At 69.8% G+C, this 14,594-nt stretch carries 13 protein-coding genes; 3 read left to right on the forward strand and 10 right to left on the reverse strand.

Features of this window, described 5'->3' with window-relative positions:
- From ruvX to rpsD, 5 genes are all read right to left on the reverse strand, one after another.
- Positions 1-135, reverse strand: a 135-nt coding sequence (gene ruvX, locus QR77_RS05275) for a Holliday junction resolvase RuvX (protein WP_040019939.1), incomplete at its 3' end; no start/stop codon positions are given.
- 6 nt (positions 136-141) lie between these two features.
- Complete coding sequence (gene alaS, locus QR77_RS05280) at positions 142-2,811, reverse strand: alanine--tRNA ligase (protein WP_040019941.1); 2,670 nt, start codon at positions 2,809-2,811, stop codon at positions 142-144.
- Positions 2,811-3,146, reverse strand: coding sequence for a DUF6167 family protein (locus tag QR77_RS05285; protein ID WP_040019942.1), 336 nt, complete (start codon positions 3,144-3,146; stop codon positions 2,811-2,813). Before QR77_RS05285 ends, alaS begins: the two co-directional genes overlap by 1 nt.
- 7 nt (positions 3,147-3,153) lie before the next feature.
- Positions 3,154-3,597 (reverse strand): DUF948 domain-containing protein, encoded by a 444-nt coding sequence (locus tag QR77_RS05290; RefSeq protein ID WP_040019943.1) that lies wholly within the window; start codon positions 3,595-3,597, stop codon positions 3,154-3,156.
- A 252-nt stretch (positions 3,598-3,849) separates the two neighbouring features.
- Entirely contained in the window at positions 3,850-4,464 is a 615-nt protein-coding gene (rpsD, locus tag QR77_RS05295; RefSeq protein ID WP_040019944.1) for a 30S ribosomal protein S4, read from the reverse strand.
- A 178-nt stretch (positions 4,465-4,642) separates the two neighbouring features.
- Between rpsD and QR77_RS05300 the strand changes: the two genes are divergently transcribed.
- Positions 4,643-5,350 carry a DUF2470 domain-containing protein gene (locus QR77_RS05300; RefSeq protein WP_040019945.1) on the forward strand — a complete coding sequence of 236 codons (708 nt, stop codon included), beginning with the start codon at positions 4,643-4,645 and terminating at the stop codon, positions 5,348-5,350.
- A gap of 19 nt (positions 5,351-5,369) precedes the next feature.
- Here QR77_RS05300 and QR77_RS05305 read toward each other — a convergent pair whose 3' ends face one another.
- From QR77_RS05305 to QR77_RS05320, 4 genes are all read right to left on the reverse strand, one after another.
- Complete coding sequence (locus QR77_RS05305; protein WP_040019947.1) at positions 5,370-6,734, reverse strand: replication-associated recombination protein A; 1,365 nt, start codon at positions 6,732-6,734, stop codon at positions 5,370-5,372.
- 92 nt (positions 6,735-6,826) lie between these two features.
- Positions 6,827-7,468 (reverse strand): vitamin K epoxide reductase family protein, encoded by a 642-nt coding sequence (locus QR77_RS05310; protein ID WP_040019948.1) that lies wholly within the window; start codon positions 7,466-7,468, stop codon positions 6,827-6,829.
- A gap of 188 nt (positions 7,469-7,656) precedes the next feature.
- Positions 7,657-8,919, reverse strand: a complete 1,263-nt coding sequence (gene hisS / locus QR77_RS05315; protein ID WP_040019950.1) for a histidine--tRNA ligase — start codon at positions 8,917-8,919, stop codon at positions 7,657-7,659.
- 13 nt (positions 8,920-8,932) lie between these two features.
- Positions 8,933-9,661, reverse strand: a complete 729-nt coding sequence (locus QR77_RS05320) for an MBL fold metallo-hydrolase (RefSeq protein ID WP_040019952.1) — start codon at positions 9,659-9,661, stop codon at positions 8,933-8,935.
- 160 nt (positions 9,662-9,821) lie between these two features.
- On the opposite strand from QR77_RS05320, the gene QR77_RS05325 reads away from it, so the two are divergent.
- Both QR77_RS05325 and QR77_RS05330 read left to right on the forward strand, forming a co-directional pair.
- A complete protein-coding gene (locus tag QR77_RS05325; RefSeq protein WP_040019953.1) occupies positions 9,822-10,619 on the forward strand; it encodes a peptidylprolyl isomerase in 798 nt (265 codons plus the stop codon).
- Between the two features lie 152 nt (positions 10,620-10,771).
- Positions 10,772-12,001 (forward strand): DUF349 domain-containing protein, encoded by a 1,230-nt coding sequence (locus tag QR77_RS05330; RefSeq protein ID WP_040019954.1) that lies wholly within the window; start codon positions 10,772-10,774, stop codon positions 11,999-12,001.
- A gap of 136 nt (positions 12,002-12,137) precedes the next feature.
- On the opposite strand, the gene QR77_RS05335 is transcribed toward QR77_RS05330, so the two are convergent.
- The coding region (locus tag QR77_RS05335) for a bifunctional (p)ppGpp synthetase/guanosine-3',5'-bis(diphosphate) 3'-pyrophosphohydrolase (protein ID WP_040027352.1) at positions 12,138-14,594 on the reverse strand (2,457 nt) is incomplete at its 5' end.

Genomic DNA, 14,594 nt, shown 5'->3' on the forward strand with positions numbered 1-14,594 from the left:
CCGCCGGTGGGCGGCCGGGACATCACGTCCCGGCACGGTCTCCACCGGGGTGGCGAGGATCCCGTCGGGGTCGCACGAGGCGACCCCGATCCGGGCGTCCCCGACGTCGATCGCCAGCCGGCGTCCGCGTCGCACGGCCGGTCAGGCCGTTTCGGCGACGAGGCGCTCGACAGCCGCCACGGCGTCACCGATGGCGGCGGCGTTCTGGCCGCCTCCCTGGGCGACGTCCGGCTTGCCGCCACCGCCGCCGCCGAGGGTCTTGGCGGCCGTACGGACCAGGTCACCGGCCTTGAGCCCGCGCTCACGAGCGGCCTCGTTGGTGGCGATCACGGTCAGCGGGCGACCGCCCAACGTGGTGAACAGCGCGACCACGGCGGGCCGGTCGCCGGGGATCCGGCCGCGTACGTCGAGGACCAGCCTGCGCAGGTCGTCGGCGGAGGTGCCGTCGGGGACCTGGCCGGTCACCAGGGCCGTACCGCGTACGTCCTTGGCGGTGTCGGCGAGTCCGGCGGCGGCGGCGAGTACCTTCTCGGCGCGGAACTTCTCGATCTCCTTCTCGGCGTCCCGCAGCTTGCCGAGCATCCCGGAGATCTTCTCCGGCAGCTCGTCGGAGCGGCCCTTGACCAGCTCCTGGAGCTGGGCGACGACCGTGTGCTCCCTGGCGAGGAAGTTGTAGGCGTCCACACCGACCAGAGCCTCGATGCGGCGCACACCGGAGCCGATGGACGACTCGCCGAGCAGCTTCACCAGGCCGAGCTGGGCGGTGTTCTTGACGTGCGTACCGCCGCACAGCTCCTTGGAGAAGTCGCCGATGGTCACGACACGTACGCGCTCGCCGTACTTCTCGCCGAACTCGGCGATGGCCCCCTGCTTCTTGGCCTCGTCGATCGACATGACCTCGGCCTGGACGTCGAGTTCGCGGGAGAGCACTTCGTTGATCTTCTGCTCGACATCGGTGAGCACCGTGCCGGGTACGGCGGCGGGCGAACCGAAGTCGAAGCGGAACCGGCCCGGTGAGTTCTCGGAACCGGCCTGGGCGGCCGTCGGGCCGAGAGCATCGCGCAGCGCCTGGTGCGTGAGGTGCGTGGCGCTGTGGGCGCGGGCGATGGCGCGGCGGCGGCGGAGGTCGATCGTGGCGAAAGCGGAAGCTCCGATCGTGACCTCGCCGACCTGCACGGTGCCCTTGTGCACGGAGATGCCGGGGACCGGCTGCTGTACGTCCCTGACCTCGACGACGGCGCCGGAGTCGAGCCTGATCCGGCCCTGGTCGGCGAGCTGGCCGCCGCCCTCGGCGTAGAACGGCGTGCGGTCGAGGATGAGTTCGATCTCGTCGCCCTCAAGGGCGGCCGGCGAGGGCACACCGTCGACGAGCAGGCCGACGACGCTCGACTCGTTCTCCGTGGCGGTGTAGCCGGTGAACTCGGTGGAACCGGAGGCGTCGGCGACGGCGCGGTAGGCGGAGAGGTCGGCGTGGCCGGACTTCTTGGCCCTGGCGTCGGCCTTGGCCCGCTCCCGCTGCTCCTTCATCAGACGGCGGAAGCCGTCCTCGTCCACGGAGAGGCCCTGTTCGGAGGCCATCTCCAGGGTGAGGTCGATGGGGAAGCCCCAGGTGTCGTGCAGCAGGAAGGCGCGGTCGCCGGAGAGGACCGTGCCGCCGGCGGCCTTGGTCTCGGTGACGGCGGTGTCGAGGATGTTGGTGCCGCCCTTGATGGCCTTGAGGAAGGCGGCCTCCTCGGCGAGGGCGACGGTCTCGATGCGCTTGCGCTCGGTCCGCAGCTCCGGGTACTGCTCGCCCATGGTCTCGATGACCACGTCGACCAGGTCGGCGACGACCGGCTCGGTGGCGCCGAGCAGCCGCATGTTGCGGATGGCGCGCCGCATGATGCGGCGCAGCACGTAGCCACGGCCCTCGTTGCCGGGGGTGACGCCGTCGCCGATGAGCATCACCGACGTACGCATGTGGTCGGTGACGACCCGCAGCGAGACGTCAGAGGCGTGGGCGGCTCCGTAGCGCACGCCGGTCAGTTCGGTGGCCTTCTCGATGACGGCCATCGAGGTGTCGATCTCGTACAGGTTCTCGACGCCCTGGAGGACCATGGCGAGGCGTTCGAGGCCGAGGCCGGTGTCGATGTTCTTCGACGGGAGGTCGCCAAGGATCGGGAAGTCTTCCTTGTCCTCGCCGGCGCCGCGCTCGTACTGCATGAAGACCAGGTTCCAGATCTCCACGTAGCGCTCGTCGTTGACGGCGGGGCCGCCCTCGACGCCGAACTCGGGGCCCCGGTCGTAGTTGATCTCGGAGCAGGGCCCGCAGGGTCCGGGGACGCCCATGGACCAGAAGTTGTCCTTCTTGCCCAGGCGCTGGATGCGCTCGGCGGGTACGCCGATCTGGTCGCGCCAGATCGCCTCGGCCTCGTCGTCGTCGAGGTAGACGGTGATCCAGATCTTCTCGGGCTCCAGGCCGAAGCCGCCGTCGGCCACGGAGTTGGTGAGCAACTCCCAGGCGTAGCGGATGGCACCTTCCTTGAAGTAGTCCCCGAAGGAGAAGTTGCCGCACATCTGGAAGAACGTGCCGTGCCGGGTGGTCTTGCCGACCTCTTCGATGTCCGGCGTACGCACGCACTTCTGCACGCTGGTGGCGCGCGGGGCGGGCGGCTTGACCTCGCCGAGGAAGTACGGCTTGAAGGGCACCATGCCCGCCGGGACCAGCAGCAGAGTCGGGTCGTCAGCGATGAGCGACGCCGAAGGCACGACGGTGTGCCCGCGCTCCTCGAAGAAGCTCAGCCAGCGGCGGCGGATTTCAGCCGACTCCATCAGTGGTCCTCATTCCGGTTGTGCGATTGGTCGGAGTGCGTGATGCGCGGGTGGACGGTGGGCTCTATGGCCACGATCCGTGGCCGCGCGGGGAGCGCGGAGTGGTCCGGTCCCTTGAGACCGAGCGCCTCGCCGAGTTCGGCCTCGCGCCGGTCCATTCCGGTTTTGATCTCGACGGCGAAGTCCTTGAGCCGGTGCCCGGCGTCGATCGCCTTGTTCGCCGCCTGCGCGGCGAGGCTCTCCGGGGTGAGCTGCCTGATCTTGCGGTTGACCTTGGTGGTGGCCCACACGCCGGCCGCTGCGCCCGCTGTGAACCAGAACGTACGGCGGAACATCGCTGCGTCAGCCCTTCTTATTCCTGCGCCTGGCGGAGGGGACGGTACGGCCGACGACGACCCGGGTCCTGGAGCGCTCGGCGGACTCGTCCGCCGGGGCCCCCTCGCCCTTGCGTCCCACGGCCCGGCGTACGGCGTAGCCGAAGGCGGCGACCTTGACGAGCGGGCCGCCGAAGGTCGAGGCGACCGTCGAGGAGAGCGCCGACGCGTTGGAGGTCACTTCCTGGACGTCCGTGGCGATGGCGTCGACGCGGTCGAGCTGGGTCTGCGCCGCGCGGACCGTCGCCGAGGCGTCGGCGAGCAGGGGCACCGCCTGTTCGGTCACGTCCGCCACGAGCTTGGTGGTCGCCTTGAGCGTCTGGGCCAGCCTCACCAGCACCACGGCGAGGAAGGAGACCAGGATCGCCCAGAAGACGGCCACCAGGATCCCGGCAACCTCTCCACCGGTCACGCTGCACCGCTCTCTGGTTGTAGGGGCCCCGTCGTCAGGGGTCCTGCTGGGGGGAGGCTCGCGGTCGGGCGGCAAGCGGCCGACTGGCGAATCCTCTTCCGAGCCTATCGCGCCGCAACTCGCGTGCTGTACCGCATTACGCGCGGCGGCGCGCGCCCGGGAACGCGGAAGCCCGCCGACTCCCCCGCCGACGAGCGGCGCTGGAGCGGCGGGCCGAAGCACCGCGTGAAGAGGTGAGGAGCTACGCCTTGATCAGCGGGCGTAGTACTCGACGACCAACTGCTCGTCGCAGATGACCGGGATTTCCTTGCGGTTCGGGTCGCGGTCCAGACGGAACGCCAGCGCCTTCAGGTTGACCTGGAGGTAGCGCGGGGTCTCGCCGTCCGTGTCGTAGCCACCCTCGCGGGCGACCTGGAAGGGGACCTTGTCGCGGCTGCGCTCGCGGACCATCACGACGTCGTCGGGACGGACGCGGAAGGACGGCTTGTCGACCTTGCCACCGTTGACCTCGATGTGGCCGTGGACGACCATCTGACGGGCCTGGTAGATGGTGCGGGCGATGCCCGAACGCAGGACCAGGGCGTCGAGGCGGCGCTCGAGCTCGATGACCAGAGCCTCGCCCGTCTTGCCGTCGGCCTTCTTGGCGCGGTCGTAGGCGCGGGCCATCTGGCGCTCGCTGATGTCGTACTGGGCGCGCAGGCGCTGCTTCTCGAGCAGACGGACCTTGTAGTCACTGTTCTGCTTGCGTCCACGGCCGTGCTCGCCGGGCGGGTACGGACGGGCCTCGAAGTACTTGACAGCCTTCGGCGTCAGCGCGATACCGAGCGCGCGTGACTTCTTGACCTTGGGACGCGACTGGTTAGGCACGTTCTCCAGACCTCCATGTAGGTTAGGTTAGGCTCACCTTACTCAAGGAGATCGCATGTCTCGCCCTGGGAACACCACACGCATCACAGACAGCCACGACGCCCCGCAGGGCGCCGAATCGACGGAGGTCCGATCAGCTCATGGTCAGCCGCGTCCCAGCGGGCTTGAAATCGCCCGGATGCCGTCAGCAGCCGAGCGCACACGAACTCATCTACAGAGTACATGCTCATCGGTGCTGATCATTCCGGCCCCGGAGGGGGCACCCGACGGCACACAGCGGGACCAGCTCATGCCCGACGAGCGATCGGTCGGCCCCGACGGCGCGATCCTCCTGACCCTCGCCGAGGACTCCCCCGCGGCCCGCTCCGTCCCGTACGAGTGGGACGGCGGGCGGCCCGCCGTACTGGAGATCACCGACGTCGCGCCGGTCTCCGTTCCTCACCGTATCCGGGGCCGCGCCTGGGTCTCGGGGCGGCTGACCCGGGCCGCGGGGACTGCGGCGGGGCCCGGGAGCGTGATCCTGCGGCTGGAGGTCACCGAGGCGTGCGTGGACGACCTCTGGGGCGCCGAGCGGGTGGAGCCCGCCGACCTCGCGGCCGCCGTCGCCGATCCGCTGGTGGCGTACGAGGCCGAGCTGCTCCAGCACCTCCACTCCGCGCACGGCGCCGAGGTGCGGAAGCTGCGCGAGCTGCTCGGAGCGCGGGCCGACGAGCACTCGGGGGCGGGCACGGCCGCCGTGCCGGTCGCGCTCGACCGCTTCGGGCTGCGCGTCCGGTTCACCGGTGTGCACTGCTTCGACGCGCGCTTCGACTTCCCCGAGCCGGTGCGGAACGTGAACGAGCTGCGCCGGGCGATGCACACACTCTTCGACGCCGCCGCCTCCTGACGACTGTCGCCGTGACGCGTCAGGACGAGCCGCCGCGCAGCCGCCCGCGCACCATCTCGGCCACGTCGGCGTACCGCGCCTCGGCGCCGTACCGCGTCGGTTCGTAGTACTGCTTGCCCTGGATGCCCTCGGGCGCGTACTCCTGCGCCGCGATACCGCCCGGCACGTCGTGCGGATAGATGTAGCCCTGAGCGTGGCCGAGCTTGGCCGCGCCTTTGTAGTGACCGTCGCGCAGGTGGGGCGGTACGGCGCCGGCGATGCCCTTCTTCACGTCTTCGAGGGCTCCCGAGATCGCCGTCGTCGCCGCGTTCGACTTGGGTGCCAGCGCCAGCGCGATGGTGGCGTGGCTGAGGGTGAGGGCCGCCTCGGGAAAGCCGATCATGGCCACGGCCTGGGCGGCGGCGACAGCGAGCGGCAGCGCCATGGGGTCCGCGAGGCCGATGTCCTCGCTCGCCGAGATCATCAGCCGCCTGGCGATGAACCGGGGGTCCTCCCCGGCGTCGATCATCCGGGCCAGGTAGTGCAGCGCCGCGTCCACGTCGGAACCGCGGATCGACTTGATGAGCGCGCTCGCCACGTCGTAGTGCTGGTCGCCGTCGCGGTCGTACGCCACGGCGGCGCGGTCGACGGTCTCCTCCACCGTGACGAGGGTGATCTCCGCCTCGCCCTTGGAGAGCGCGGCGCCTGCGGCGGCCTCCAGCGCGGTCAGCGCGCGCCGGGCGTCACCGCCCGCGATCCGCAGCAGGTGCGCCTCGGAGTCCTCGGGCAGGGTCACGGCGCCGCCGAGTCCGCGCTCCTCGGTGAGCGCCCGGCGCAGCAGGCTCCGCAGGTCGTCGTCGGTGAGCGACTCCAGCGTGAGGAGCAGCGAGCGCGACAGGAGCGGGGAGATGATCGAGAAGTACGGGTTCTCCGTGGTGGCGGCGATGAGCGTCACCCAGCGGTTCTCCACCGCCGGCAGCAGAGAGTCCTGCTGTGCCTTGCTGAAGCGGTGGATCTCGTCGAGGAAGAGGACGGTCTCCTTGCCGTAACCGCCGGAGGCGCGGCGGGCCCCCTCGATGACCGACCGGACCTCCTTGACGCCCGCGGTGATCGCCGACAGCTCGACGAAACGCTTGTTTGTCGCCTTGGAGACGACATAGGCGAGGGTCGTCTTTCCGGTGCCGGGCGGGCCCCAGAGGATCACGGACGAGGGCCCTGCCGGGCCGCCACCGCCCTCGGACGCCAGGTCCACCAGGCGGCGCATCGGGGATCCGGGCTTCAGCAGATGCTGCTGGCCCACGACTTCGTCCAGGACACGCGGGCGCATCCGGACGGCCAGGGGACTGCTGGACGGGTCCTTCTCCTGGCGTTCCTCGGCTGCTGCGGTAAAGAGGTCTGGCTCCACGGTTGAAGCCTATGCCAGCGCACTGACAACGCTGTTCGGGGCGGAGCCGAGGTCCCGCGGGTACGGCGACGGGCGCGGGGCCCGGTCCCCGCTCAGCTCGTCCAGAAGTCCCACCAGCGCGTCAGGATGAGCATCCCGATCACGCCGAGGTGCAGGACCGGCAGGACCCAGGTGAACTCGCTCAGGAAACCGCGCAGCCAGGCCGGCGCGGGCAGGATGCGGTTGCGGATGTTGTGCGAGGTCACGTACCAGAACATCACGATCGTGCCGACCCAGGCGAGGCTGCACCACAGGCAGAGGGCGTTGATGTTGTAGAGCGACTGATACTGGAGCCAGGTGCAGAAGCCGACGCCGAACAGCGTGCCCGCGTTGAGGCCGAGCCAGAACCAGCCCCGGTAGCGGGCACCGGCCAGCAGCGCCATGCCGACGGCGATGACCACGGGGTACGTGACGAGGCCGAGCATCGGGTTCGGGAAGCCGAAGGCCGAGGCCTGCGCGCTCTTCATCACGCTGCCGCACGAGACCACCGGGTTCAGGCTGCACCCGGGAACGAAGTTCGGGTTCTCCAGCAGCTTGAACTTGTCCAGCGTGATCACCCAGGCGGCCAGCGTACCGGCCGCGCCCGTGATCACCAGCAGCAGCGCGAACGCGCGGCCGGCGCCGGTCCTGGTCACGGCGTCGTCGCTGCCCTCCTCACGCTCGGAGGAGACATCGTCAAGCGCTGCACTCGTCATATCGCTGTTCCATCGATCGGTGGTCCGTGGGGGCAGAGTCATTGTGCCGCACACGCGGACCCGCCACCGTTGGATACGGATAAAGGCCGATCAGTACTCAGGTGTGAACATCAGCAAAAACGACAGGTCCCGACGACGGAGAAGGGCCCGGACGGTCACCGTCCGGGCCCTTCTCCTACGGAGGACGCTCAGCCGAGCCGGCGCGTGAGCTCCGCCACGACCGCGTCGAGCGCGACCGGTCCCTGCTCGCCGCTCTCCATGTCCTTGAGCTGTGCCACACCCTCGGCGAGATCGCGCTCGCCCGCGACGAGGGTGAACCGGGCGCCGGACCTGTTGGCGCTCTTCATGGCGCCCTTGAGCCCCTTGGAGCCGTAGCTGAAGTCGGCCGCGACGCCCGCCCTGCGCAGGTCGGTGACGATCCCGAACAGGATGCGCCTGGCCTCCTCGCCCAGCGGTACGGCGAAGACACTGGTGGTCGGCGGCAGGTCGAGGGTGATGCCCTCGGCCTCCAGCGCGAGCACCGTACGGTCCACACCCAGCGCCCAGCCGACCGACGGGAGAGCTGGGCCGCCGATCATCTCCGACAGCCCGTCGTACCGGCCGCCGCCGCCCACGGCGGACTGGGCGCCGAGTCCGTCGTGGACGAACTCGAAGGTGGTGCGGGTGTAGTAGTCGAGGCCGCGGACCAGCCGTTCGTCGTCCTCGTACACCACACCGGCGGTGGACAGCAGTTCGCGTACCTCCTCGTGGTACGCCTTGCACGCGTCGCACAAATAGTCGCGGAGTGCCGGGGCGCCGACGAGTTGACTCTGTACGGCGGGGCGCTTGTCGTCGAGCACCCGCAGCGGGTTGATGTCGATACGGCGGCGCGTCTCCTCGTCCAGGTCGAGACCGCGCAGGAAGCCCTGGAGCGCCTCGCGGTAGACGGGCCTGCACTCCTGGTCGCCCAGCGAGTTGAGCAGGATGCGGAAGGTGCGCAGCCCGAGCGCCCGGTACGCCTGGTCCGCCAGGATGATCAACTCGGCGTCGAGCGCCGGGTCCTCGGCACCGATCGCCTCGGCGCCGACCTGGGAGAAGTGCCGGTAACGGCCCTTCTGGGGGCGTTCGTAGCGGTAGTACGAGCCGGAGTACCAGAGCTTGACCGGCAGGTTGCCGAGCTTGTGCAGATTCGCCTCCAGCGCAGCGCGCAGGACGGAGGCGGTGCCTTCGGGGCGCAGGGCGAGCTTGTCGCCGCCCTTGGTCTCGAAGGCGTACATCTCCTTGGTGACGATGTCCGTCGACTCGCCGACACCGCGGGCGAACAGCTCGACGTTCTCGAATCCGGGCGTCTCGACGTACCCGTAGCCGGAGTTCTTCAGCGGCGCCGAGATCGCCTCGCGCACCGCGAGGAAGACCGCCGAGTCCGGCGGGATCAGGTCGTACGTGCCCTTGGGGGCCTGAAAAGTACTCATGGAAATCGCTGTGTCACATTCCTCGTCGCGGAGGAGCGGCCGGGCCGCCGTCGCTCGCGCGGGCGGCGGCCAGCTCCCGCAGATACGGGTTGGTGGCGCGCTCCTGGCCGATGGTCGTCTGGGGGCCGTGGCCGGACAGCACCACGGTCGAGTCGTCGAGCGGCAGGCACACACGGCCCAGCGACTCGATCATCTCGGCGTGGTCGCCGCCCGGCAGGTCGGTGCGTCCGACGGAGCCGGCGAACAGCAGATCGCCCGAGAAGAGCACCGGCGGGATGTCGTCCCCGCCGGCGGACTCGGGCAGTCCGAAGGTCACCGACCCCTTCGTATGGCCGGGCGCGTGCGAGACGGCGAAGTCAAGACCCGCCAGCCTCAGCGCGGCGCCGTCGGTCAGCTCCTCCACACCGTCCGGCTCCCCCACGGTCAGCTCGCCCATCAGCGGCATCCCGATGGAGCGGCCGAGGCCCTTCTCGGGGTCGCTCATCATGTAGCGGTCGGCCGGGTGGATCCACGCGGACACCCCGTGCGCCCCGCACACCGGGACGACCGAGGCGACATGATCGATATGGCCGTGCGTGAGTACCACGGCGACCGGCTTGAGACGGTGCTTGCGCACCGCGTCGGCGACGCCCTGAGTGGCCTGGTGGCCGGGGTCGATGATCACGCACTCCTCGCCCGCGGCGGGGGCGACCAGATAACAATTGGTCCCCCAGGCCCCGGCCGGGAACCCGGCAATGAGCACGATCGTCCTTATAAGTCGTCCGTCGAAAGAATGCGGCAGATCAAGAGCCTACCGGCGCTGCTCATTCCACAGCTAACCCATATACCGTACGGGGCCAGGCCGGACAGGGACCGGTTCGGGCCACGCAGCGCATCACATGACATATGGAGGAGAAGACCCGGTGGTCAACAACGATCAGCGGCGGCGGCAGCTCGCCCGGGAGAAGTTCGAGCGGCAGCAGCAGCGCCGGGCCCAGGCCCGCAAGAAGGCCCAGCGACGCAATGTCATCATCGCTTCGGTGCTGGCCGTCGTGGTGGTCGCCGGAGGCGTGACGTTCGCCGCCGGCGGTTTCTCCAGCGACGACAGCCAGGACAAGGCGGCGCCCGCCGCCTCACCTTCCGCCCCGCCCACGCCCACGCCGTCCCCCTCGGCGACCGTGCCCGAGCCGAAGATGACGATCGACAAGTCGGCGAAGTACACGATGTCCCTGAAGACGAACCTGGGCGACATCGACATCGCGATGGACGCGAAGAAGACGCCGCACACCACGAACTCGTTCAAGGCCCTCGCCGACAAGGGGTACTTCAACAAGACGAAGTGCCACCGGCTGACCACGCAGGGTATTTACGTCCTCCAGTGCGGCGATCCGAAGGGCGACGGCAGCGGTGGCCCCGGCTACACGCTCCCCGACGAGAACCTGACGGCGCTCGGCAAACCGGCCGCCGACAGCACCGTCACCTACCCGCCGGGCACGGTCGCGATGGCCAACACCGGACAGCCGCACACCGGCGGCAGCCAGTTCTTCCTGGTCTACAAGGACACCAAACTCCCCCCGACCTACACGCCGTTCGGGACCATGAGCGCGGCCGGGCTCGCCATCGTGAAGGACGTGGCGAAGGCCGGGGCCGACGGTGCCAACGGGGACGGTGCCCCCAAGAAGCCCGTCACCCTCACGAAGGTCACCGTCGACAAGGCATGACCTCGGAATGAATTTCGGCCGTGCTGAGTGCGGACAGCCGGGCGGCCGGTCACCTAGATTGGCGTTGTGCAGGGCGGGCGCTGCCCGCCCCTGGAAACTGTGGACGATGCCCGGGGGCGAACTCCCCCGCGGCATCAGGTGGAGGAGGCGCTGTGAGCAGCGACCCGTGGGGCCGCGTCGACGAGACGGGCACCGTGTACGTGCGTACGGCCGAGGGCGAGCAGGTCGTCGGATCCTGGCAAGCAGGCTCTCCGGATGAGGCGCTGGCCTATTTCGAGCGCAAGTACGAGGGCCTGGTTGTCGAGATCGGCCTCCTCGAACGGCGGGTGAAGACCACCGACCTGTCGGCGAAGGACGCGACGGCGGCCATCGACCACCTGCGCGGCCAGGTCGACGAGCACCACTCCGTGGGTGACCTCGAAGCGCTGCGCGGCCGGCTCGACGCCCTTGTCGCGACGGTCGACGCGCGCCGTGAGGAGCGCAAGGCGCAGCGCGCGAAGCAGACCGACGAGTCGCGGCTCGCCAAGGAGGCTCTCGTCACCGAGGCCGAGGAGCTGGCGCAGAGCGACCAGTGGCGGTCGGCCGGTGAGCGGCTGCGCGCGCTCGTGGACACCTGGAAGGGCCTGCCGAGGCTCGACCGGAAGTCCGACGACGAGCTGTGGCACCGCTTCTCGCACGCGCGCTCCGCCTTCTCCAAGCGCCGCAAGGCCCATTTCGCCGCGCTCGACGCGCAGCGTGAGGATGCCCGTAAGGCCAAGGAGAAGCTCGTCACCGAGGCCGAGGCGCTCTCCGGCTCCACGGACTGGGCCACGACGGCGGCGCGCTACCGCGATCTGATGACGGAGTGGAAGGCGGCGGGCCGCGCCCAGCGCGAGGCCGAGGACGATCTGTGGAACCGCTTCCGCGGCGCCCAGGACGTCTTCTTCGCCGCGCGTGGTGAGGTCTTCGCCGAGCGTGACGCCGAGCAGACCGAGAACCTCAAGCTCAAGGAGGAGCTCGCGGTCGAGGCCGAACGCCTGGTGCCGGTACGGGATCTCAAGGCGGCGCGGGCGGCCTTCCGGGCCATCAACGAACGCTGGGAGGCCGTCGGCCATGTGCCGCGTGACGCGCGGCCCAGGATCGAGGGCCGGATGCAGACCGTCGAGCGGGCGCTTCAGGAGACCGAGGAGAACGAGTGGCGCCGGACGAACCCGGAGGCGCGTGCGCGTGCCGCCGGGCTCACCGGGCAGCTCCAGGCCGCGGTCGACAAGCTGCGCACGCAGATCGACGCGGCGCGCGCCTCGGGCAACAACTCCAGGGCGGACAAGCTCGCCAGGGAGCTGGAGGGCCGGCAGGCCCTGCTGGACCAGGCGCTGAAGGGCCTCCAGGAGTTCGGCGGCTGACACCCGCCCGCGGCACCACCCGCGGCCTGACGCGGAAATCCCTCCCCGTGTGTCCCTTCCCGGGACCGCGCGGAGGGATTTCCGCGTCAGGCGTCCAGCCGTGGCGCGTGCTCCTGCGGGACGCGCCACGGCCTCGCTACGGCCTGCGGGCCGAGGTGACCCGGTAGACGTCGTAGACGCCCTCCACCCCGCGTACGGCCTTCAGCACATGCCCCAGGTGCTTGGGGTCGCCCATCTCGAAGGTGAAGCGCGAGGTGGCGACCCGGTCGCGGGACGTCTGGACCGCCGCCGACAGGATGTTGACGTGCTGGTCGGACAGGATGCGCGTGACGTCCGACAGCAGCCGGGAGCGGTCGAGCGCCTCGACCTGGATGGCGACCAGGAAGACCGACGACTGGGTCGGCGCCCACTCGACCTCGAGGATCCGCTCGGGCTGCTGGGAGAGCGAGTCGACATTCACACAGTCGGCGCGGTGCACCGAGACTCCGCTGCCCCGGGTGACAAAGCCGATGATCGGGTCGCCGGGCACCGGCGTACAGCAGCGGGCGAGCTTCACCCAGACGTCCTCGACGCCCTTGACGACCACACCCGGGTCGCTGTTCGCCCTGCGCTTCGAGCGGCTGCGGGAGGGCGGGGTGCTCTCGGCGATGTCCTCGTTGGCCGCTTCCTCACCGCCGAGGGCCTGTACGAGTTTCTGCACGACGCCCTGCGCGGCCACATGGCCCTCGCCGATCGCGGCGTACAGGGACGAGATGTCGGGATAGCGCATCTCGTGCGCGAGCGTGACCAGTGAGTCGCCGGTCAGGATGCGCTGGATCGGCAGGTTCTGCTTGCGCATCGCCTTGGCGATCGCGTCCTTGCCCTGCTCGATCGCCTCGTCGCGGCGCTCCTTGGAGAACCAGCCACGGATCTTGTTCCTGGCCCGGGGCGACTTGACGAAGCCCAGCCAGTCACGGGACGGGCCGGCGCCCGACGCCTTGGAGGTGAAGACCTCCACCAAGTCGCCGTTGTCGAGGGTCGATTCGAGCGGTACGAGCCGCCCGTTGACCCGCGCTCCTATCGTCCGGTGGCCGACCTCCGTATGGACCGCGTACGCGAAGTCGACGGGGGTGGCACCGGCCGGCAGTGCTATCACGTCGCCCTTCGGCGTGAACACGAAGACCTCGTTGCGCGAGAGGTCGAAGCGCAGCGACTCCAGGAACTCGCTGGGGTCCTCGGTCTCCTTCTGCCAGTCGAGGAGCTGGCGCAGCCACGCCATGTCGTTGACGGTGTCCTGGCCCGCGCCCTTGCCGGTGTTCCTGGGGACGTCCGTGCGTACCTTGGAGGCCCCCGCGACGGCCTCCTGCTTGTACTTCCAGTGCGCGGCGATGCCGTACTCCGCGCGGCGGTGCATGTCGAACGTACGGATCTGGAGCTCGACCGGCTTGCCGTTGGGTCCGATGACCGTCGTGTGCAGCGACTGGTACATGTTGTACTTCGGCATCGCGATGTAGTCCTTGAACCGGCCGGGGACCGGATTCCACCGCGCGTGGACGGTGCCGAGCGCCGCGTAGCAGTCGCGGACCGTGTCGACCAGGACCCGGATGCCCACCAGGTCGTAGATCTCCGCGAAGTCCCGGCCCCGGACGATCATCTTCTGGTAGACGCTGTAGTAGTGCTTCGGCCGGCCCGTGACGGTGGCCTTGATACGGGCGGCGCGCAGGTCCGACTGGACCTCGTCGGTCACTATGGCCAGGTATTCGTCGCGCTTGGGGGCCCGCTCGGCGACGAGCCGGACGATCTCGTCGTACATCTTGGGGTAGAGGATCGCGAAGGCGAGGTCCTCCAGCTCCCACTTGATGGTGTTCATGCCCAGGCGGTGGGCCAGCGGCGCGTAGATCTCCAGCGTCTCGCGGGCCTTCTTCTCCTGCTTCTCCCGCTTGAGATAGCGCATGGTGCGCATGTTGTGCAGCCGGTCGGCGAGCTTGATGACCAGGACCCGGGGGTCCTTGGCCATGGCGACGACCATCTTGCGTACGGTCTCGGCCTGCGCGGCCTCGCCGAACTTGACCTTGTCGAGCTTGGTCACGCCGTCGACCAGCAGCGCCACCTGGTCGCCGAACTCGCGGCGCAGGGTGTCGAGGCCGTACTCGGTGTCCTCGACGGTGTCGTGCAGCAGCCCGGCCATCAGGGTGGCGGGGTCCATGCCCAGCTCGGCGAGGATCGTCGTCACCGCGAGGGGGTGCGTGATGTACGGGTCGCCACTCTTGCGCTTCTGGCCCCGGTGCCAGCGCTCGGCGACCTGGTAGGCGCGCTCGATCTGGCGCAGCGTCGAGGACTCGATCTTGGCGTCGTTGATCCGCACGGTCCGCAGCAGCGGCTCCAGCACGGGGTTGTACGGCGACGAGCGCTGCACACCGAGCCTGGCGAGCCGGGCCCGCACGCGGTTGGACGACCCACCGGTGCGCGGCGCCGTGGAGGAGGCCGGTTTGGGGGCGGTGACGGGGTTCACGGGGGCCGGCGCGTTGGTCCGCACGGGTGAAGCGGGCAGGGCGGCCGGGGGCTTCTCGGCCGTCGTCCCGGAGGGCGCCGGCGGGGGCTGCGCGGCCGGGCC

Source organism: Streptomyces sp. 150FB, from assembly GCF_000818195.1.
In the GTDB taxonomy this organism is placed as follows: Bacteria; Actinomycetota; Actinomycetes; order Streptomycetales; family Streptomycetaceae; genus Streptomyces.